The sequence below is a fragment of the Caldimonas thermodepolymerans genome, from assembly GCF_015476235.1.
Taxonomy (GTDB): Bacteria; Pseudomonadota; Gammaproteobacteria; order Burkholderiales; family Burkholderiaceae_C; genus Caldimonas; species Caldimonas thermodepolymerans.
In genome coordinates, this window is sequence record NZ_CP064338.1 from 814,648 (window position 1) to 834,364 (window position 19,717).

General features: G+C 68.8%; 24 protein-coding genes and 2 tRNA genes. 23 read left to right on the plus strand and 3 right to left on the minus strand.

Going from position 1 to position 19,717, the window contains the following annotated elements; all coding sequences use genetic code 11:
- Positions 1–28: 28 nt before the first annotated feature.
- The 10 genes from IS481_RS03980 to IS481_RS18620 all read left to right on the plus strand — a co-directional run bounded on the left by IS481_RS03980 (position 29) and on the right by IS481_RS18620 (position 10,863).
- On the plus strand, positions 29–589 hold the full coding sequence (locus tag IS481_RS03980) for a TlpA disulfide reductase family protein (protein WP_104358403.1): 561 nt from the start codon (positions 29–31) through the stop codon (positions 587–589).
- A 35-nt stretch (positions 590–624) separates the two neighbouring features.
- Positions 625–1,737 carry a transglutaminase-like domain-containing protein gene (locus IS481_RS03985; RefSeq protein WP_104358404.1) on the plus strand — a complete coding sequence of 371 codons (1,113 nt, stop codon included), beginning with the start codon at positions 625–627 and terminating at the stop codon, positions 1,735–1,737.
- A 3-nt stretch (positions 1,738–1,740) separates the two neighbouring features.
- The gene (gene selB, locus IS481_RS03990) at positions 1,741–3,672 is read left to right on the plus strand and encodes a selenocysteine-specific translation elongation factor (RefSeq protein WP_104358405.1); all 1,932 of its coding nucleotides are present in this window, start codon (positions 1,741–1,743) and stop codon (positions 3,670–3,672) included.
- 22 nt (positions 3,673–3,694) lie between these two features.
- Positions 3,695–3,790, plus strand: a tRNA-Sec gene (locus tag IS481_RS03995).
- Between the two features lie 12 nt (positions 3,791–3,802).
- The gene (locus IS481_RS04000) at positions 3,803–4,237 is read left to right on the plus strand and encodes a glycine cleavage system protein H (RefSeq protein WP_194963336.1); all 435 of its coding nucleotides are present in this window, start codon (positions 3,803–3,805) and stop codon (positions 4,235–4,237) included.
- The gene (locus tag IS481_RS04005) at positions 4,234–4,629 is read left to right on the plus strand and encodes a DsrE family protein (RefSeq protein WP_104358407.1); all 396 of its coding nucleotides are present in this window, start codon (positions 4,234–4,236) and stop codon (positions 4,627–4,629) included. Before IS481_RS04000 ends, IS481_RS04005 begins: the two co-directional genes overlap by 4 nt.
- Before the next feature lie 266 nt (positions 4,630–4,895).
- Complete coding sequence (locus tag IS481_RS04010; protein WP_170067482.1) at positions 4,896–7,832, plus strand: type VI secretion system Vgr family protein; 2,937 nt, start codon at positions 4,896–4,898, stop codon at positions 7,830–7,832.
- A gap of 2 nt (positions 7,833–7,834) precedes the next feature.
- Positions 7,835–9,481 carry an esterase/lipase family protein gene (locus tag IS481_RS04015; RefSeq protein WP_104358409.1) on the plus strand — a complete coding sequence of 549 codons (1,647 nt, stop codon included), beginning with the start codon at positions 7,835–7,837 and terminating at the stop codon, positions 9,479–9,481.
- A complete protein-coding gene (locus IS481_RS04020) occupies positions 9,478–10,608 on the plus strand; it encodes a T6SS immunity protein Tli4 family protein (RefSeq protein ID WP_132764154.1) in 1,131 nt (376 codons plus the stop codon). Before IS481_RS04015 ends, IS481_RS04020 begins: the two co-directional genes overlap by 4 nt.
- 3 nt (positions 10,609–10,611) lie before the next feature.
- On the plus strand, positions 10,612–10,863 hold the full coding sequence (locus IS481_RS18620; protein WP_473206046.1) for a portal protein: 252 nt from the start codon (positions 10,612–10,614) through the stop codon (positions 10,861–10,863).
- A 9-nt stretch (positions 10,864–10,872) separates the two neighbouring features.
- On the opposite strand, the gene IS481_RS04025 is transcribed toward IS481_RS18620, so the two are convergent.
- A protein-coding gene (locus tag IS481_RS04025; protein WP_194963337.1) for an IS3 family transposase occupies positions 10,873–11,987 on the minus strand; the annotation gives its coding sequence in 2 pieces (ribosomal slippage) (positions 10,873–11,735 and positions 11,735–11,987; 1,116 coding nt in all).
- Between IS481_RS04025 and IS481_RS04030 the strand changes: the two genes are divergently transcribed.
- The 13 genes from IS481_RS04030 (at position 11,986) to IS481_RS04090 (ending at position 19,017) form a co-directional block, all read left to right on the plus strand.
- Positions 11,986–12,615, plus strand: a complete 630-nt coding sequence (locus tag IS481_RS04030; protein ID WP_147280040.1) for a hypothetical protein — start codon at positions 11,986–11,988, stop codon at positions 12,613–12,615. The genes IS481_RS04025 and IS481_RS04030 overlap by 2 nt on opposite strands.
- Complete coding sequence (locus IS481_RS04035; RefSeq protein WP_104355969.1) at positions 12,615–13,370, plus strand: hypothetical protein; 756 nt, start codon at positions 12,615–12,617, stop codon at positions 13,368–13,370. The genes IS481_RS04030 and IS481_RS04035 overlap by 1 nt, the downstream gene beginning before the upstream one ends.
- A complete protein-coding gene (locus IS481_RS04040; protein ID WP_170067426.1) occupies positions 13,370–14,830 on the plus strand; it encodes a YncE family protein in 1,461 nt (486 codons plus the stop codon). Before IS481_RS04035 ends, IS481_RS04040 begins: the two co-directional genes overlap by 1 nt.
- A 15-nt stretch (positions 14,831–14,845) precedes the next feature.
- Positions 14,846–15,067 (plus strand): hypothetical protein, encoded by a 222-nt coding sequence (locus tag IS481_RS04045; protein WP_132765587.1) that lies wholly within the window; start codon positions 14,846–14,848, stop codon positions 15,065–15,067.
- A 41-nt stretch (positions 15,068–15,108) separates the two neighbouring features.
- Positions 15,109–15,678, plus strand: coding sequence for a lysozyme (locus IS481_RS04050; protein WP_104356193.1), 570 nt, complete (start codon positions 15,109–15,111; stop codon positions 15,676–15,678).
- Positions 15,675–15,878: a hypothetical protein gene (locus tag IS481_RS04055; RefSeq protein ID WP_104355972.1), complete on the plus strand. Its 204-nt coding sequence runs from the start codon at positions 15,675–15,677 to the stop codon at positions 15,876–15,878. The genes IS481_RS04050 and IS481_RS04055 overlap by 4 nt, the downstream gene beginning before the upstream one ends.
- A 12-nt stretch (positions 15,879–15,890) precedes the next feature.
- Positions 15,891–16,091: a hypothetical protein gene (locus IS481_RS04060; RefSeq protein ID WP_104355973.1), complete on the plus strand. Its 201-nt coding sequence runs from the start codon at positions 15,891–15,893 to the stop codon at positions 16,089–16,091.
- Positions 16,088–16,435: a hypothetical protein gene (locus tag IS481_RS04065; RefSeq protein ID WP_146079505.1), complete on the plus strand. Its 348-nt coding sequence runs from the start codon at positions 16,088–16,090 to the stop codon at positions 16,433–16,435. Before IS481_RS04060 ends, IS481_RS04065 begins: the two co-directional genes overlap by 4 nt.
- A complete protein-coding gene (locus IS481_RS04070) occupies positions 16,432–16,692 on the plus strand; it encodes a hypothetical protein (protein WP_104355975.1) in 261 nt (86 codons plus the stop codon). Before IS481_RS04065 ends, IS481_RS04070 begins: the two co-directional genes overlap by 4 nt.
- Positions 16,693–17,532: 840 nt before the next feature.
- The gene (locus tag IS481_RS04075; protein WP_104355977.1) at positions 17,533–17,901 is read left to right on the plus strand and encodes a helix-turn-helix domain-containing protein; all 369 of its coding nucleotides are present in this window, start codon (positions 17,533–17,535) and stop codon (positions 17,899–17,901) included.
- The gene (locus IS481_RS04080; protein ID WP_104355978.1) at positions 17,898–18,452 is read left to right on the plus strand and encodes an ImmA/IrrE family metallo-endopeptidase; all 555 of its coding nucleotides are present in this window, start codon (positions 17,898–17,900) and stop codon (positions 18,450–18,452) included. The genes IS481_RS04075 and IS481_RS04080 overlap by 4 nt, the downstream gene beginning before the upstream one ends.
- Before the next feature lie 173 nt (positions 18,453–18,625).
- Entirely contained in the window at positions 18,626–18,778 is a 153-nt protein-coding gene (locus IS481_RS04085; RefSeq protein ID WP_170067427.1) for a hypothetical protein, read from the plus strand.
- Between the two features lie 68 nt (positions 18,779–18,846).
- Entirely contained in the window at positions 18,847–19,017 is a 171-nt protein-coding gene (locus IS481_RS04090) for a hypothetical protein (RefSeq protein ID WP_170067428.1), read from the plus strand.
- Between the two features lie 91 nt (positions 19,018–19,108).
- On the opposite strand, the gene IS481_RS04095 is transcribed toward IS481_RS04090, so the two are convergent.
- The gene (locus IS481_RS04095; RefSeq protein ID WP_104355980.1) at positions 19,109–19,318 is read right to left on the minus strand and encodes a hypothetical protein; all 210 of its coding nucleotides are present in this window, start codon (positions 19,316–19,318) and stop codon (positions 19,109–19,111) included.
- A 243-nt stretch (positions 19,319–19,561) separates the two neighbouring features.
- Positions 19,562–19,638, minus strand: a tRNA-Met gene (locus IS481_RS04100).
- Positions 19,639–19,717: the final 79 nt, after the last annotated feature.

Genomic DNA, 19,717 nt, shown 5'->3' on the forward strand with positions numbered 1-19,717 from the left:
CTCGCCCGACTTGCACGGGCCGGGCGGCATGCCTCCCGGCGGCCTGGGCGGGGAGGGCGCCGTCGCCTTCGTGCCGGCGCGGCGCCGGCTGGTGGCCGCGCTCGCGCTCGGCCTCGCGCTGCCGGAACTGGCGGCGCAAACCGAGGGCGGGCCGCTGTACCGGCCCTGGCCCCGGGGCCGCGCGACGCCCGGGCTGGACCTGCCGGCCTGGGAGGGCGGCCGCTGGTCGCTGGCGCACTCGCGCGGGCGCGTCGTGGTGCTCAACTTCTGGGCCAGCTGGTGCCCGCCGTGCGTCACCGAGCTGCCCTCGCTGGAGCTGCTGGCCGCGCGCCACGAGTCCGACGGGGTCGAGGTGCTGGCGGTGAACTTCCGCGAGACCGACGCCGCGGTGCGGCGCTTCCTCGAGCGCCAGCCGCTGACGCTGCCGGTGCTGCGCGACGCCGACGGCGCGGCGGCGAAGGCGTTCGGCGTGCGCGTGTTTCCCACCACGGTGGTCGTCGGCCGCGACGGCCGGGCCGCCTTCACCGTGACCGGCGAGTGCGACTGGGGCGGGCCGCAGGCCCGCGCCTGGATGGCTGCCGTCGTCTGACTTCGTCCTCTCCTTCGCTGCACAAGGAACCTGCCATGACCTGTCGTCTCACCCGCCGTCACCTGCTGCGCACCGGCGCCGCCGCCGCGACGCTGCCCTGGCTCCCGCGGGTCGCCAGCGCCCAGGAGCGCCGCTTCGCACCACAACCCGACGGCTGGCGCACCTTCGAGGTGACCACCACCGTCACGGTGGCCGACGTGCAGGGCACCACGCGCCTGTGGCTGCCCATCCCGGACCTCGACACGCCCTGGCAACGCAGCCTGGACCACAGCTGGACCGGCAACGCGTCGCGCGTGGCGATCGTGGCGGATGCGCCGCGCGGCGTGCGCATGCTCTACGCCGAGTTCCCGCCGGGGGTCGCCGAGCCGACCCTCGCGCTGACCAGCCGCGTGCAGACCCGCAACCGCACGGTCGACTGGAACCGCCCGGCCGGCGTGCGCGAGGACCCGGCCGTGCTGCGTGCCGCGCTGCGGCCGACCGAACTCAAGCCGCTGGATGGCATCGTGCGCAAGACCGCGCTGGAGGCGACCCGCGGCGCGCGTACCGACTTCGACAAGGTGCGCGCGATCTACGACTGGGTGGTCGCCAACGCGCACCGCGAGCCCAAGGTGCGCGGCTGCGGCACCGGCGACATCGTCACGATGCTGGAGACCGGCAACCTGGGCGGCAAGTGCGCCGACCTGAACGCGGTGTTCGCCGGCCTGTGCCGTGCGGTGGGCGTGCCGGCGCGCGACGTCTACGGCCTGCGCGTCGCGCCTTCGGCGTTCGGCTACAAGGAGCTGGGGGCCAACCCGGCCAACCTGACCGGCGCGCAGCACTGCCGCGCCGAGGCGTACATCGCCGGCCACGGCTGGGTCGCGATGGACCCGGCCGACGTGCTGAAGGTGATGCGCCAGGAAACCCCCGAGTGGATCCGTGACACGGACCATCCCGTGGTCGCGCCGGTGCGCGCCGGCCTGTTCGGCAACTGGGAGGGCAACTGGATCGGCTGGAACACCGCCAACGACCTGATGCTGCCCGGCAGCGCGGGCAAGGCCAGCCTGCCGTTCCTGATGTACCCGAACGGCGAGAACGACAGCGGCCGCTTCGACGAGCTGTCGCCGGACACCTTCCGCTACCGCATCCAGGGACGCGAGATCACGGCCTGACGCATGATCATCGGCACCGCAGGACACATCGACCACGGCAAGACGACGCTGGTGCGCGCGCTCACGGGCGTGGACACCGACCGGCTGCCCGAGGAGAAGAAGCGGGGCATCAGCATCGAGCTGGGCTACGCCTTCCTCGACGTCCCGCAGAGCACGCAGCGCATCGGCTTCATCGACGTGCCGGGCCACGAGCGGTTGGTGCACACCATGTTGGCCGGCGCCACCGGCATCGACTTCGGCCTGCTGCTGGTGGCCGCCGACGACGGCGTGATGCCGCAGACGCGGGAGCACCTCGCGGTGCTGTCGCTGCTCGGCGTGCAGCGCGGGGCGGTGGTGATCACCAAGGCCGACCGCGCCGACGCGGACCGCCTCGCCGCCGTGCGGGCCGATGTCGGGCAGCTGCTGCAGCACAGTTCGCTGCAGGGCGCGCCGGTGTTCGCGCTGTCGGCGCACACCGGCGAGGGCGTCGAGGCCCTGCGCGAGCACCTGTACGAACAGGCGCGCCAGCTGGGCGAGCGCGCGCCGGACGGTCGCGCGTTCCGCCTCGCGGTGGACCGTGCCTTCACGCTCGACGGCGTCGGCACCGTCGTGACGGGCACCGTCCATGCCGGCCGCGTGGCGGTCGGCGACGAGCTGGTGCTCTCGCCGGGCCCCGGCGCCCGGGTGCGCGTGCGCAGCCTGCATGCGCAGAACCGGCCGGTCGAGCAGGCCGCGGCCGGACAGCGCTGCGCCGTCGGTCTGGCCGGCATCGCCAAGCAGGACATCGAGCGCGGCCAGTGGTTGGTGCATCCGGCCTGCGCGTTGGCCACCGACCGCATCGACGCGACGCTCACGCTGTGGCACGAGGAAGCGAAGGCCCTGCGCAGCGGCACGCCGGTGCATGTGCACATCGGCGCCGCGTCGGTGCCCGGTTCGGTGGCCGTGCTCGACCGCGAGACGCTGCCTCCGGGCGAGACCGCACGCGTGCAGCTGGTGCTGCGCGCGCCGGTCGGCGCCTGGCATGGCGACCGGGTGGTGCTGCGCGACGCCTCGGCCAGCCGCACGCTGGCCGGCGGCACCGTGCTCGACCCGTTCGCGCCGGTGCGCTACCGCCGCACTGCGCAGCGCCTGGCCGAGCTCGACGCGCTGGCGCAGCCCGGGCTGGCCGGGCGGGTGGCAGGGCTGCTCGCGGTGGCGCCCTACGGTGTCGACTTGCGGCGGCTGGCGGCTGCGCAGGGCCTGGAGTCGACGCAGCCGCTGGCCGACGTGCTGCCGGCCGCGGCGCTGCACCTGCACGATGCCCGCGCCGACCTCGCGCTCGGCGAAACCCAGGCCACGGCGGTGCGTGCCAGCGTGGTCGAGGCCCTGTCCGCCTACCACCAGCGCCACCCGGACGAACTCGGGCCCGATGCGGCGCGCCTGCGCCGGCTCGCGCAGCCACGCATGCCCGAAGCCCTGTGGCGGCACCTGCTCGTGCTGCTGCAGGCCGACGGGACGCTCGCGGTGCGCGGCGCCTTCGTGCACCTGCCGGCGCACGGCGTGCGCCTGTCCGCGGTGGACCAGCGCATCGCGCAGAAGGTGGCACCCCGGCTTGCGGAATCCGGTTTCGAGGGGTGCTGGGCGCGTGACCTGGCGCGCGACTGCGGCGAGTCCGAACCGCTGATGCGCACGACGCTCGCGCGGCTGGCACAGCGCGGCGAACTCCATCAAGTGGTGAAAGACCTCTACTACTCGGTCGAGACGATGGCGAAACTGGCGGCCCTGGCGCGACAGCTTGCCGGGCAGAGCGAGCGGCTCGCGGTCACGGCGGCCGCGTTTCGCGACGCGACCGGGCTGGGCCGCAAGCGCGCGATCCAGATCCTCGAATACTTCGATCGCATCGGCCTGTTGCGCCGGGTCGGTGACGAGCATCGCCTGCGCACCGACAGCACGCTGTTTGCCGAGGAAGCGGCATGAATGCCGGTTCCTGCAACTCCGCGGAGGGGAGACGATCCTGGTGGGTCGGCCGGGCTTCAAACCCGGTGGGTGACGCCATGCGTCGCTGGGTGGGTTCGACTCCCATTCCCCTCCGCCATCCCGTTCACCCATGAACATCTGCGGCTTCGAGTTTCCCGACGAGCTCTGGATCCTGGTCGAGCACCAGGTGTGGGCACGCCTGCACGAGGACGGCGCCGCCACCGTCGGCATCACCTCGGTGGGGGCGCGCGAGGCGGGCGAGATCTACATGTGCCGGCCCAAGCCGGTGGGCACGCGGGTCGAGCGCGGCCGCTCGGTCGCGGTGGTGGAGCTGGCCAAGTCCATCGTCTCGGTCAAGTCGCCGGTGGGCGGCGAGGTGGTCGAGGTCAATCCCCGGCTGGCGCAGGAACCCGAACTGGCCTACAAGGACGTCTATGGCGACGGCTGGCTGGTGCGCCTGCGCGTGTCCGACTTCGAGGCCGACCGACCTCACCTGCGGCGCGGCGCGGCGCTGCGCGGCGCCGTCGAACACTACCTCTGGCTCAACAAGGTCGAACGTCCATGAGCGATGCCGGTCACGAAGCCGAAGGCGTGGCGATCCTGCTGTGGGCCACCGACCCCGCGGCGCCGCACCGCCTGGTGACGCCGTTCTTCCATGCCGCGGCCGCCGCGGCGATGGACGTGCCGGTCGAGATCTACTTCACCGCGCGCAGCGTGCACCTGCTGGTGCCTGGCGTGGCCGACGCGCTGCGCGCCAGCCCGCACCATCGCAAGACCGTCGGCGACGCGATGCGCGAAGCGGTCGCGCATGGGGCGAGGCTCTACGCCTGCACCGACGCGCTGCACGCGCAGGGCCTGGACCCGCAGCAACTCATCCCCGAATGCGCCGGGCACGGCGGCGCGGTGCAGTTCATGGCACGGGCCTGCGACCTGCGCTGGCGCACGCTCGTGTTCTGAGCCCCGAACCCGGCGGGCTCCGGCACGGCGACCGGATGCTTCCTCGCGGCGTTGGCGTGCCGACTTGCGGCCGGTAACGATCGCTTTCGATTTCCCCGCATCCTGGGTGTGCGGCAGCGGTGTCAGGCTGTGCGAGACTGCCGCCCGGCTCAAGGCGCGTGCACGAACGACCACAGAAGCGACGCGCGCCTGCAGCGAGGCCCGCACCTGCCGGGATGCGGTCTCGCGTCGCCAAGAAGAACAAGACGATCGGGGAGGTGATCTGCATGACACACGGGGCCGATGCCACCCTGGAGGCCATGGCGCGCGCGTCGGGCGTGGCCTTCAGCGCCGAGACCCGCCTGTACGAGCTGGAAGGCCGCGCCGCGGACGGTCTGCTGCTCGAAGCCTACAGCGGCCACGAGGCGCTCAACGAGGTCTTCGAGTACCGCCTGACGGTGCTCTCGACCGACGCGCACCTCGACCTCGCTGCGCTGCTCGGCCAGCCGCTGCGCCTGCGCATCCGGCTGGCCGACGGCCGCAGCAGTCACCGCAGCGGCCTCGTGACGCAGGCGGTGGCCTTGCACAGCGACGGGGGCCTGGCGCGCTACGAACTGATCCTGCGGCCCTGGCTCGCGGCGCTGGATCTCACGTGGCGCAGCCAGACCTTCCTCGAACAGGACGCGTTGCAGATCGCCGAGCACCTGTTCCGGTCCTGCCAGCCTCTGGCCTCGTGGCGCCTGGCCGACGAAGTCGCTTCGTTCATCGCCGAAGCCGGCCCGCGGCCGTGCTGCAACCAGTTCCGCGAGACCGACCTGCAGTTCCTCACGCGGCTGTTCGCGGAAGAAGGCCTGGGGTGGTACGTCGAGGAGGACCCCGAGGCCCCTGCGCAGCACCGCCTCGTCTGTTTTGCCGACAGCACCCGGTTGCCGCGCGATCCCACCGACGCTGCCGACGGCGGGCTGCGCCACCACCGCGCCAGCAGCCAGCCCGCGCGCGACACCATCCAGTGGCTCGCGTGCAGCGAGCACCTGCATCCCGGCCTGGTCACCGTGCTGGCCTGGGACCCGCAGCATCGCCGCAGCCACACTGCCAGCGTCCCCATCCAGGCACAGGGTCCACACGCCACACGGCTTGAGCACTACGCCCCCGGCACCGGCCTGGCCGTGCACGGTGCTGTCCCGCACCGGGCGGTGCAACGCCATGCCTGGTTGCAGGCCCAGGCCTTCGAGGCCGCCGCCTGCCGCTACCAGGGCCGTTCCACCGTGCGCAGCCTGCGTGCGGGCCGGCGCATCACCGTGCACGACGCTCCGCAGGCCGCCGGCGAACCCCTGGAACTGCTGGTGACCGCGGTGACCAGCGCTGGCATCAACAATCTCCCCAGGGAGCTGATCGAAGCCGTGGCGCGCCGCCTCGGTCCCTGCTCCCTGAGCGGCGAGCTGCCCGATGCCGTGCGCCGCGAGGCCGCCGTGCACGGCCATGCCAACGTCTTCCAGGCCATCGATGCGCGTCGTCCCTGGCGCCCGCAGCCCGTCACGCGGCCGACGGTCTCCGGTCCGCAGAGTGCGCTGGTGGTCGGTCCCGATGGAGAGACCGAAGGCGAGGGCATCCACACCGACCGCTACGGGCGCATCCGCGTGCGCTTCCACTGGCAGGAGGCCGGTCACCCGGGGGCCAGTGCCCACAGCCTGTGGGTGCGCGTGGCCCAGCCCTGGGCCGGTGCGGGCATGGGCAGCCAGTTCCTGCCTCGCATCGGACAGGAGGTGCTGGTCGACTTCGAGGAGCGCGACATCGACCGCCCCATCGTGCTGGGCGCGCTCTACAACGGTCGCGGCGAAGCCGGTGTTCCACCCACACCGGGTGGAGCCACCGCCACGGCGCACACCGAGGTCCTGCACCACAGCACCGACCACCGGCCGAGTGCCCAGGGCAACCTCTGCGACGGTGGACACGCACCGGCCTGGCATGGCGCGGCGGCGCAGGCCCAGCACAACGCCGCGGCACTGGGCGGCATCAAGAGCTGCGAACTCGAGGGTACGGGGGCCAACGAACTGCGCTTCGACGACAGCAACGCCCAGCTGGCGCTGCGTGCGGCCACCACCCAGCATGCGAGCTGGTTGCAGCTCGGCCACCTGCTGCACTATGCCGACAACCACCGTGGCAGCCTGCGCGGGCTGGGGCTGGAGCTGCGCACCGATGCCTACGGGGCCATCCGCGGCGGCCGGGGGCTGATGCTGAGCAGCTATCCGGCCCAGCCCGCCACACCCGCAGGGGATGCCACGCCGGCCGTTGCGCTGGCCCGGCAGATGGTCGGGCAGGCCGCGCAGTTCAGCCACGCGGCGCGGACCCATGGGAGCGTCCCTCTCGCGGGTCACGAAGGCAGCGATGAACCTGGCAGCAGCCGCCTCCGCGACCAGGCTGCGCCGCTCGAGGCGCTGCAGCAGGCCTTGCGTGGCACGGTCGACGCACAGGACTTCGCGCGGGCCTGCGACGACGCCGACCGGCGTCACACCCGGGCTGCCGACGACAAGGTGCCGCACGTCACCGACCCGCTCGTCGCGATCTGCGCGCGGGCCGGCCTTGCGCTGACTGCGGGGCAGGACGTGCTGCTGGCCGCAGGCGAGGTGCTGCACACGGCGGCGGGCCGCGACGTGCACCAGGCCGTGGGTGGACAGGCCCGCCTGCACACCGGCCAGGCCATCGGCGTGCTCGCCGGGGCCGTCGGGCCAGGGGAGGGGGCTGCAGGCACCGGGCTCACGATGGTCGCCGCGCAAGGTCCGGTGGAATGCCAGGCGCAGGACGGTCCGATGCAGCTGGCCGCCCACGGGCTCGTCGACGTGCGCTCGCGTCATGCGCACATCGACTGGGCGGCCGCCACGCGCGTCGTGCTCGCCACCGCAGGCGGCGCGTGCATCACGATCGACGCACAGGGCATCACCTGCCAGTGCCCCGGAAAGTTCACAGTGCGTGCGGCGCGCAAGCGGTTCGCCGGGCCCAGCACGGTGGCGGCCGAGCTGAACGCCTGGCCCGGGCCGCTGCCGCTGGACGAGGAGTTCAAGCTGGTCTGGCCGTTCGACGAGACCCCGGTCGTCGGCCGCCGGTTCGAGATCACCCGCCAGGACGGCACGACCGTGCGCGGCGTCACGGACGCGCACGGGCGCAGCGGCCTGCAGCGCAGCCTGTTGCCCGAGGGGGTGGGATTGCGGATGCTGGACGAGGTCTGACCATGGCCGAAACGCTGGAGCGCAACGAAACCGTACGACGCATCGAACCCGAGTTCGACGGGCGGGGGCGACCCGTCTGGCACTCGCAGCTCACCCCACCCGACGAGAGCTGCGCACAGTGCGTGATGGTGCCCGACCGCGTCATCCCGGTGATCTTCGTGCCGGGCGTGATGGGCAGCAACCTGAAACCCAAGGGCGACGACGGGCCCCGCTGGCGGATGGACGGGGCGCTGTCGGCCCTGGCGTGGATCTTCCGTGGTCCCAAGACACGGAAGAAGTTCCTGCAGCCGGGCGTCATGGAGGTCGACCAGGACGGCAAGGTTCCCAAAGACATGGCCGTGCCGGCGGAAGAGCTGCGGCGTCGCGGCTGGGGGGAGATCTCCGCGATGAGCTACAGCGGCGCGCTGCGCTGGCTCGAGGAGCACCTGAACGACTTCTCGCGGGCCCGCGAGGGCCTGAGGGTGCGGCTGATGCAGGAGGCGCTGGGCGCCGAGGTGGGCGAAGCGTGCCTCACCCACGAGGAGGTCCGGCTCAGCTACCGTTACCGCTTCCCGGTGCATGCGTGCGGCTACAACTGGCTGGCCGACAACGTTGATTCTGCGCACACCCTGGGGGCACGCATCGACGAGATCATCGCGCGCTACAACCAGACCGACCGCATGCGCTGCGAGAAGGTGATCCTGGTGACGCACAGCATGGGCGGCCTGGTGGCGCGGTACTGCTCGGAGGTGCTCGGCTACCGGGACCGGATCCTTGGCATCGTGCACGGGGTGATGCCGGCCATAGGCGCTGCAGCCGTCTACCGGCGGATGAAGGCGGGTACCGAGACCAACGGGTCCCTGGCAGGCTGGGCGGCGGCCCAGGTCATCGGCGCGAATGCGGAAGAAATGACCGCCGTGCTGTCGACCGCGCCGGGGCCGCTGCAGCTGTTGCCCAGCGCCGAGTACGGCGATGGCTGGCTGAAGATCCGCGGAGATGGGCAGGAGGTGGCGCTGCCGCGGAGTGGCAACCCTTATCAAGAGATTTATTCCGCTCGAGGGGTTTGGTGGGCGCTGTGTGATCCGGCATTGATGAATCCCGTCAACGAGGAGCGCGACCCGGTCAAACGGGCACAGCAGGTTGAGGATGAATGGAGAGGCTACGAGCGGCTGATCCTCGAACGCGTAAGGGTTTTTCATCGAAGGATCGCTCATCGCTACCACGCACAGACCTATGCGTTCATCGGCGACAGCAACCGCCACAAGGCCTATGGAAGCGTTGCATGGGTCATGCAAGCGGGACCGCCGGTCGAGCCGGTGGACCGTTGGTTGGAAGGCGATGCACCTCCGGATCAACTGGATAACGGGATCGTCCTGCACCAGAAGAAAGACCGCCGTTCCGTACGACTGAATGGCTCAACCGTGGATCAGGCGGAGTTCGTCATTTCGCCACCCGATGCGCCGGGGGACGGGACGGTGCCCAGCCACTCCGGGCTCGCGCCCAAGCCACATTGCCAAGGCTTCATGCGTGTCGAAGTGGAGCACGAACCGGCGTTCAATCCGAAGGGCGAGGGGAGTGCCAAAGCATTGCTGTTCACGCTGCGAGCCATCGTCCGGATCGCACAGCGTGTGCGCGAATCCCAGTTCATGATGTACGAGGACCTTGGATGACGATGCATCGAAGAAACCTGATCAAGTCCGCCTTGGCTTTGCCGCTGTTTCCGTGGTCTTCTGGATGCTCCGCACGAATTGAAGCCATGTCTGCTGAAGAAGCTCGATTCGTAGAACGACTCACCGCAAGAATGCGGACCCGATGCGTAGGGCGTTACCTCATCGATGTGCCCGAAGAGTTCGTTCTGAATCCGGTACATCGATTCACTATCGGCAAATCGGAGATTCAGGTGAGCACGCAGCCGATGGATCGGGCTGGGTTCCGGGGATTCCTGAGAACGCTGCAGCAGCGCTATGAAGCACAGCGACTCGTTGCAACGGACGAGAAGTTTCCCTTCCTGTCCCAGGTGTGGCCGACCGCGGAAGGTCTGATCTTCAACATCTCCGAGAGCCCGGCGACGCCAACGCGCGCACGCAGGAATCTGGAGGCAAGATGGTGGGATGGCGGTGTCGCATTCTGTGCGGAGATCAAGGCGTTTGACGGCACCTACCCGGAACTGCAGGACGACAGCTTCTACCGCAGACAGGGCAGCGACGTCCCGGCGAAGCTGGAGGAGCTGCGCTCGGTGATCAGCCGCTTGCGTGGGCGGAGCGAGGACGAGATTCCCACCGAACCTGGCGACTGCTTCCCTCATGGGTTCTTCCGCGGCGGGCCGATGCGGGACGTGGACGTGGTGGCGAACTTCCACCTGCAAGGCACGCCGGACGTCTACCTGTTCTTCAAGCAGACCACCTCCGTGTGGGAGGACGAGACGATGCTGCAACGTTCCGGCAGCATCATGAAGTGGATGGTGTTCGCCGGCATGAGGACGCTGCGCAAGGGCGAGCGGGTGATCCACGGCCAGCCCTACGAGGAGTGGCTGGTGCGCGAGCCGGCCGATGTCACTTCGGCGCGTGTTCCCGGTCATGGCCTGCGCCTGCATGGCAACGAGACCTCGCACGATCCGGCTCGCCCGAGCATCGAGCTGTACCTCTACAACGGCCACTACATCCCTTCTCCGCCCAAGAGCCTGGAGGAGCAGGCAAAGACCCCCTTCTTGAAGCGTGCGACGCTGAGCGAAGCGCAAGTCGTGGCACTTTGGGATGCGATCACGCCCACCTTGCGGCTGCGTCCCGGTGCGTTCTGATGGATCGATGGCGATGCAGGCTGGAAAGCGGGGCGGTCAGCTGTTCGCGACCCTGGGGGCTGGGCCTACCGCCGCAAGCGTGACGGTGCTCCCTACGGACTGATCCGGCAGCTTCGCGGACCTCAGGACATGCTGAACAAGCAGATGAGCAAAGCGCAGTGGCGGATGTCGGTCAACCAGATCCGCGTCGAGAAGTCGGCGCTGGACCGCGAGGTCATGGACCGCGAGGAGCTGCGCGAGGAGGCCGCAGCGTAAGCTTCCCCGTCAAGCAGGCATTTCAAAAGTAGAACTTCCGGCGACGCGTTGGCGGTACTCGGCCGGGGTCAGATCGCCGAGCGAATCGTGGGGACGCTCCTCGTTGTACTCGAGCATCCACCAGTACGCGGCCTCGCGCACGTCGTCGAGGCGGGTGAACAGGTGCTGGTCCAGGACCTCCTCGCGGAAGGTCCGATTGAAGCGTTCGATGTAGGCGTTCTGGTTGGGCTTGCCGGGCTGGATGTACCGGATGGCCATGCCGTTGAGCTTGGCCCACTGCACGAAGGCCTCGCCCAGGAACTCCGGGCCGTTGTCGGTACGCAGGACCTGCGGCAGGCCGTGGTCGCGCTTGAGCTGCTCGAAGATGCGGACCAGGCGCGTGGACGAGATCGAGGTGTCGACCTCGATGTGCAGCGCCTCGCGGTTGAAGTCGTCGACCACGTTGAAGGTCCGGAAGCGGCGGCCACACGCCAGCGCGTCGGCCATGAAATCCGCTGACCAGACGGCATCGGGCAGCAGGGGAACGTAGAGCGGTACGCGTTCGCGCTTGGGCAGCCGCTGCTTGGCCTTGCGGCGCAGATCGAGCTTCATCGCCTTGTACACTCGGTAGATTCGCTTGTGGTTCCAGTCCGGACGCGCACGGCGCAGGACCTTGCAACACTTCCAGAAGCCGCGGCTCGGGCGATTCTCGACCACCTCGGCCAGGGCCGCGATGATCTCGGCATCCCGTACCGTCCAGTGCACCGGCGGCTGGTACCACGCTGCCCGCGACAACCCAACGCAATCACAGGACCGGCTCAGGGGCCGCGTGCGCACCTCGACCAGGTACCGCACGGCCTCGCGCTTCTGCTCCGGCCCTACAGTTTTTTTGCGATCAGATCCTTCATCGCGGCGTTGTCGAGCGCCAGCTCGGCGTACATCCGCTTGAGCCTGGCGTTCTCCGCTTCCAGGTCCTTGACACGCCGCAGCTCGGAGGCCTCCAGGCCGCCGTACTTCGACTTCCACTTGTAGTAGGTCGGAACGCTGATGCCGGCCTGCCGGCAGATGTCCTTGACCGGCACGCCGGCGTCGGCCTGCTTGAGGATCGAGACGATCTGGGTCTCGGTGAAACGGGACTTCTTCATGGAACCTCCTGGCTGGGGAAAACATGCCAGAAAGTTCTACTTATGGGGTGTCTGCGGATCGGGGAAGCTTACGAACAACGCCAAGCTCGCCAACATGGGCAGCGGGACCCTGAAGGGCCGCGCCAGCGCCGGCACCGGTGACCCGGAAGACCTCACGGCCGAGCAGGTCCGCACCCTGCTGAACGTGGCTGACGGCGCCACGGCCAACGCCTCGGACACCTACCTGCTGAACCGCGCCAACCACAGCGGAACCCAGGCCATCAGCACCGTGGCGGGCCTTCAGGACGCGCTCGACAGCAAGGCGCCTGCCGCGCTGGGCGTCAACACGCAGACCGGCGCGAACTACACGCTGCAACTCACCGATCGCAACAGCGTCGTGAACCGCAACAGCGGCAGTTCCAACACCACCACGGTGCCGCCGAACAGTGCGGTGGCATTCCCCGTCGGGAGCACCGTCGTGATTCACCAGCTCGGCACCGGTGCGTCGAGCATCGTCGCGGGCGCGGGTGTGACGATCCGCAAGCGCGCGAACCGCAACCTGACGTTGTCGGGCCAGTACGCCCTGGCGACGCTGGTGAAGATCGGCACCGACGAGTGGGTCTGCAGCGGCGACCTGGAGGCGGTCTGATGATCGGAGCGCTGATCGGGGCCATCGCGGCTGCCGCGCAGATCGGGCCGGGTGGGGGAGAAGGGCCGACGCCCACGGCACCGGCCATCCTGGGCTACAACCACGGCGAGGTCGCCGATGCGTCGCAGGTGACGACGACCATCAACGGCGTCAATGCCGGGGATCTCCTGCTGGTGTTCGGCGCGGTGTACCACTACGAGGGCAGCCCGCCGGGTGCCGTGGTGGTCGACACGATCCTCGGGGACTACAGCGACTCCAACACGTACACCTCGCGCGCCGGCCCGGTGGATGCCACGCCACCTTCGACAGCCGGCTACCTGCACCTGGAGGCCTGGACGGCCGTGGCGCAGGCCAGCGGGAACGTGACCTTCAAGCTGACCGGCGGCCGCTGGATGTCGATCGTCGCGCTGCGCATCAGCCCGTTCCATGCCGCGATCCTCGACGTCTCCCCGGCCACCCTCGACGTCTACCAGGGCAGCGGAGCGGAGCTGCTGATCGACCTCGCCACCACGACCTACTCGCACTGCCTGGTCGTGGGCTGCTACACGTGGTGGGACAGCTCGCGCATGCCGACGTACAGCGCGGAGTGGCCGCTCATCACGGGCCGCAATGACGGCAACAACGACTACGTGCAGATGGTGGCGGTGGGCAAGCAGGTCACCGCCGTCGGCAACTGGGATCCGGTCATCATCGCCGACAGCGTGGGCAGCGAGTACGCGGGCATCGGCCTGGTCATCCGCGGAAAGGACGTCTGATGCTGCGCCACCACGTCGCTACCGTCATCGCCTGCAGCCCGATGGCCATGCGCGCGCCGGCGGACGCACCCGCCCCGCCGCCCCCGCCGCCTCCACCTCCGCCCCCGCCGCCACCGCCGCCCCCACCGCCGCCGGCCAACATCGAGACGACGTTCGACGAGTACTACGATCCGAGCTTCCAGCTGTCGCAGAGCACGGCGAACCGCACCTACGCCCTGGCCAGCAAGCCGGCGAAGTCCAGCAGCATCGCCACGCCTGGCTACATCGACGCCTTGCACGGCACGCGCGTCTACCGCCTCACCGTCGCCGGCAGCGAGGGCAACGGCTCGGCGCGCCTGCGCCACGAGTACAGCCGCCGCAACCCGTTCAACTGCGACAGCACGCGCTACCTGGTGCAGACCACGAACGGCTACTGGTACGTCTTCGACGCCAACACGTTCCAGCAGATCAACCAGGGCGGGGTGAACGGCTCGATTCCGGGCATGGCCGGCGACTGCGAAGCGTTCTGGCATCCGACTGACCCGAACAAGCTCTGGTTCACCGCGCAGAACGGGGGCATGTCGTTCAGTGAGTACGACCTGACGACTGGCACCTCGAAGACGCTGTTCAACCTGACCGGCAAGCTGCCTCCGGGATTCGAGGCCACGGGCCGGTGCTCGACGCTGTCGGAGGGCCGGCCGAGCAACGACGGGCGCTACTGGGCGCTGGCGTGCCGGCAGTCGGTGAGCTTCGCCTACATCGGCACCATCGTCTATGACCGCGAGGAGGATGAAGTCATCGGCTGGGCGCTGGGAGGCAACTGGCCGAACAACGTCACCATCAGCCCGCGGGGCAACTACGTGGTGTTCGGGGCCGACTTCTCCAACGGCGGCGCATCGTCCGGCAACTACGTGATGCCGCGTGACGCCAAGAGCAATTCCGGCTACGTGCCGGTAAGCCACAAGGCGTTCAACCAGCCGCAGCACATGGACACGGCGCTCGGGCCGAACGGCGAGGAGTTGCTGGTCTACCTGGCCTACGACGAGGACGCCGGCTACCTCCGGGCCTACGACATGGCCACGCAGGCGTCGTTCCGCCTGCCGTTGACGCTGTACCCGACCAGCGGCGAGGCCTGCGGTGCGCACATCAGCGGGATCATCAGCGAGAAGCGGCCGGGCTGGGTCATCGTGTCGACCTACGCCTCCTACGCCAACTACGGCAGCCAGCGGCCAGCCGCGACCTGCCGGTACATGTACGACCGCGTGATGGCTGTCGAGCTGAAGCCGGCGGGCCGGGTCCTGCACATCGCGGAGCACCACAGCAGCGGGGGACCGTACTTCAACGAGCCGCAGGCCACGTCCAACAGCGATGGCACGCGCATCGTCTGGGCCAGTGCCTTCGACGGTCGCGCGGGGGCTGGATCCGACAACACCGAGTCCTTCATGGTGGGGCTGCCGAGCTTCGCCATTCCTGACGCCTGACGAGAGGGGGATGCCGTGAACGAGCAACATGAGGCAAGGGTGGGGATCATCAAGGTCTTCGTGGCCTGGGCAGCCACGCTCGGCGGCATGAACCTCGCCGAACTGCTGCAGATCCTCGTGCTGACGGCGACGCTGCTGTACACGGTGCTGCAGACCTACGTGCTGGTGCGCGACAAGATCGTCAAGCGGCGCCGCGAGCGCCGGCAGGCCGGCGACACCGCAGCGGGGGGCCTGTGAGCGCGGTCCCCTCGGTCCTGCGCAGCCGATTGCTGGGCGTGATGCTCGTCATCGCGGCCGGTGGTGCCGGCATCGGCACCTACGTCGCCACCCGCGACGCGCCGTCGCCGGCCGTGCTGCTGGCGATGGAGATCGGCGCGTACTACGAGAGCGGTGGCCGGCACATCGGGACGCCCTACGTCGACAAGCTGGGCAAGGGGCAACCGTGGACGGTCTGCGCCGGCATCACCGGGCCGGAAGTCGTGCCAGGCCGGTACTACACCGCCGAGGATTGCAGGCGTCTGGAGCTGCCGCGCTACCTGGAGGCCGAGCGTCAGGCCGCGTCAGCGCTGCGGCACTGGGACTCCTACAACGACTTCGTGAAGGCCAGCTTCATCGACATGGTGTTCAACCTCGGGCCGGCCGCGCTGCAGGGCACAACGATCCAGCGGCTGGCCAACGCCGGCGACCTCGCCGGTGCATGCGCGCAGATGCCGAGGTGGGTCTACGGGACCGTCAACGGGCGCAAGGTCGTCCTGCAGGGCCTGGTGAACCGGCGCGCGACAACCGCCGAGCTCTGTGCGGAGTGGGGGCGGTCGGGGCATTTCAGCGTCGCGGAGGTGCAGCCATGAAGGCGGCTGTCTTGGTGGTCTTCACGACCACGGTGCTGGCATCAGCGGAACCCCAGGAAAGCCACATCGTCATGACACCGGACGACGCGCAGCGCTGCGCGGCCGAGGGCGGATGCGGCGTCGTCACCCGCGCGTGGCTTGAGCAGCAGCTGCGCCGGGCCTATGAGGCGGGCGCGGTCGCTTGCCAGAACTCGATCTGAGAGGATGGACTGATGGAAGCTCTGAACCCGGCCAAGGTATTCGAGAAGAAGGCCATCTTCGCGGCGACGGTCTTCATCGTCGCCACCGTCCTGCTGCTGCTCGGCGATCTGTCGCAGGAGCTCTGGGCGGACATCGTGAAGTGGGACCTCGGCCTGTTCCTGGCGGCTGAGGTTGGCGGGGCGTTCGCCGGCAATCTTGCGGCGCCGAGGTGACCATGCGCACCTTCGGGCTGCAGGGCTTGGCGCTCGGCGCCGTGCTGGGCTTCGCGGCGGGCGTCGCAGCTGCCTGGTGGCACTACAGCCCCAGGCTCAAGGTCGCAGAGCAACGCGCCGAGCACCTCGGCGACCTCGTGCGCGAGCAGAACCGAGCGGTGGAGGCGCTCAAGACCGCAACGGACAACCGGATCGCGGCGGCTCGTGCGGCAGCTGAACGCGCACGCGGGGAGGCAGAGGCTCATCGGAAGGCAGCGGACCGGATCCTGTCGCAGCGGCTGCCGGTGGGCCTCGACGCCTGCGCCGCGAGCTGCATGCTGATCGACGCGGAGGTGCGCCCATGACGCGGCAGATCTGGCTGCTCGGCGCGGTGGCCCTGCTGGCTGGCTGCGAATCGCTGCGGCCGGTGCGCGTCGAGATCCCGGTGGCTGTGCCGTGCGTGCACGAGAGGCCGCAGCGACCGGCGCTGGCCACCGACCAGTTGCCGGCAGATGCGACAGTGCATGACAAGGCCCGCGCGCTGCTGGCAGAGCGCCACCAGCTCCGCGGCTACGTCGCCGAGCTCGAGGCCGTGATCGATGCCTGCGAGGTGGCTCGATAAAAAACAGATGTCCTTGTAGTCGTCGAGGCGGCGGAAGCGGGCCGTGCGGACATGCCGGTGCAGGTCGCCGTCGTAGGCCTCGGTGACCCTGTATGGGCATACAGTGTAGTGTGCTACGGTCCCCGACCGGGAGGCATGGCCTTGGAGCTGTTGGGCGAGCCAAATATCAGACAACTGTCTGATATCCACGGCCCCGAAAATGAAAACGGGCTACGCCTTGCGACGTAACCCGTTGATTTGTCTGGTGGCGCTTCAGGGACTCGAACCCCGGACCTGCGGATTATGATTCCTCGAAAGCGGCCTACGCCGTAATCATAACGGCTGCGCCGTACTGCTACGCACTACGACGGCGCCGGCCTGCGGTCTCGGGACAACTCCTACCGATTCCGCCCTCCTGCTACCAAAGACCATAGCATTCCGCTGACACCGCGCCCGGCAAGGCGCCGGTGTAGGTGCACCCCGCGACGGCGGCAACCGTCCGAGGTGCGTGGTCAACCTTCCTGTCAACGAGGACGGTCAACGTGTCTATTGTCTCTCGGGCGCTCGCGCTCGTCATCTCGTCGCGCCCATCCGCGCGAGTCTCCGGCGCCTGCATGGCGCCCCTCAACCTCGATCCCTACGCCACCGCCAACGCGGCAGCTGACCACACCTTGCGGTCACTGCTCGCCGAGGCCACGGCCCGGATTCCCGCCCTACCGGTGTGTCGCCGGCGCAACACTTGCCCGCTTTGGTGCGATGCCAGGACCGCCCAGTTGCAACCATTCAACCGTTGTGGTGAAATTCGTCTGCCATATCGGGCTTAACCCGCCACCTCAACCCGCAACCAGCCCGGAGGACTCAATGCTCACTGAATTTGGAAAGAAGGTACGGAAGGCAAGGATCGACGCAGGAGTGACGATGATGCAGATGGCTGATGCGCTGGGCACGACGCCCTCGTTCCTGAGCGCGATGGAGACCGGCAGGAAGAAGGTGCCCACGGAGTGGGTCGCCAAGATCGAACACTACTTCGCCGTCCACGGCGTCAACGTCGCCAACCTCGGCGCCGCTGCGGACGCGTCGAACCAGTCCGTGTCGTTGGAGGGCCTGTCGCGTGAGCACCAGATGCTCGTCGCCGGCTTCGCCCGCGTCCAGTCGTCGTCCTTGAGCACCGAGGACGTGGACGCCTTCAAGCGGCTGCTCCAGGGCCTGCAAGGGGGTAAGAAGAAATGACGATCGTGGGACATGGCCCCCGCAACGGGTTCAAGGTGGCGGCGCGTAGCACGGCCGACATCCGGCTCCACGCGATGCGGCTGCGGCAACTGTTCGGGATCACCGGGCCGCGCTTCAACGCCGAGCGGACGCTGGAGGATCTGACCAAGTATGGCGTTACCGTGGATGTCGTCGATGACAACGACCCCGAGTTGCCGCGCGGCGTCGAGGCGTGCTGGGTGCCCGACACCGTCACGCTGACCATCAGGCTCAGCGTCTACAAGGCGGCATGCCGGGGCGAGCCTCGCGCGCTGTTCACCATCGCGCACGAACTCGGGCACCTCGCACTGGCGCACCGCCGCGCCTTCCACCGGGACGCCAGTGGGACGTGCAGGATGTTCGAGGACTCGGAGTGGCAGGCCAACACGTTCGCCGCCGAGTTCTTGATGCCCCTCGACCAGATAAAGCATCAGCGCGTCGCGAGCGCGGTGCACATCGAGCTGATGTTCGGCGTCTCGGCGCAGGCTGCGGAGACGCGGTTCAACAAGCTCAGGGGGAAGGGTGAGATCTGAAAAGGCGAAACGGCCAAGCGCCAACTTGACCGTTTCTGGGGAAAAGACTTCTGAACAGGCTCCAGAAGTCTCTCGTGTGCTTTGCGGAAAGCTTTGGGATTCTAAGGCCGCTGGCCTGCGATTTCAAGATCACGAGTTTGGTGTTCGAGCCGTCTCCTATGGAGGCGAGAACCATGTCGCAGCAACAGCAAGACATGTTCGGCTCCTCGGGCGAAGAGGGCGAGGTTATCTACACAATGACCATCCGCCTCAAGTCCGGGAAGGTGATCCGGCGGCCTAACGGTCGTCCGTTTCGCATCGTCGTTCGTCGCAAAAGCAAGCAGTAAGCGCGCGTGACGAACAGGCCGGCGCCGCGAGGCGCCGGCATCTCGAACCTTAACTCGTGAGTTCAACAATGGCATCGAACAGCAAACTGCCGCCCGGCACCAAAGCGCCCGCATCCGGGCAGTACCGCAACAACACGACCCGCACCGAGGTCACCGTCGTGCGTGGTGAGCCGCTGCCCCCGACCCCCAAGTCGGGCCAGACGTACACCATCGCCGACAAGACGAAGCACAAGCGTTGAAGTGGCCGGCGGGGCGCAGGCCCCGCCGTGCCCGATACGGCCAACAAAAAGCCCGGCGCTCGGCCGGGCTGCTGGTGCTTGTTGAACAGGTTCAGGCCGCGTGCTGCTCCTGGCTCGGCAGCCGCGCGGCGCGCCAGCGGTAGAACGCGATGCCGGCGCTGGTGCGGTTCAGGCCCTCGGCCTCGGCGAGCGCCTGCGCGAAGTTCAGCGGCAGGGCTTCGACGCCAACCTGATCGAACAGTGACCACAGGCGCTCGGTCACGTTGGGCTGCTTAGCGGGCTGGGTGGCGTCCTTCGACATGGCGGCTCCGATGAAGTGTGGCTACGGGACCGCCAGTGTGTTTTCGTCGATGAGGCGAGGTCTACGAACGTCACACGAGCGCAGAGGGACTCTGCCGCAGCAGGGCGGCCGGCCAGTGCGGCGAGGCGGGCAGGGTGCAGGCGCCGTGCGCTGCGGCTGACGCCAGCGCTGACACGGCGCCTGCAAAGCAAAAGGCACCTAGCGGACGATGCGCGCTAAGTGCCTGCTGCGTAGGAGAAAATTTGGTGGCGCTTCAGGGATTCGAACCCCGGACCTGCGGATTATGATTCCGTCGCTCTAACCGACTGAGCTAAAGCGCCAAGAGCCCGCGATTATAGCGTGGTTTGTCCGGTCCTTGGCAAGCCCCCTGCCGGCGCTCCTGTGGGCGGGGGCGGTGCC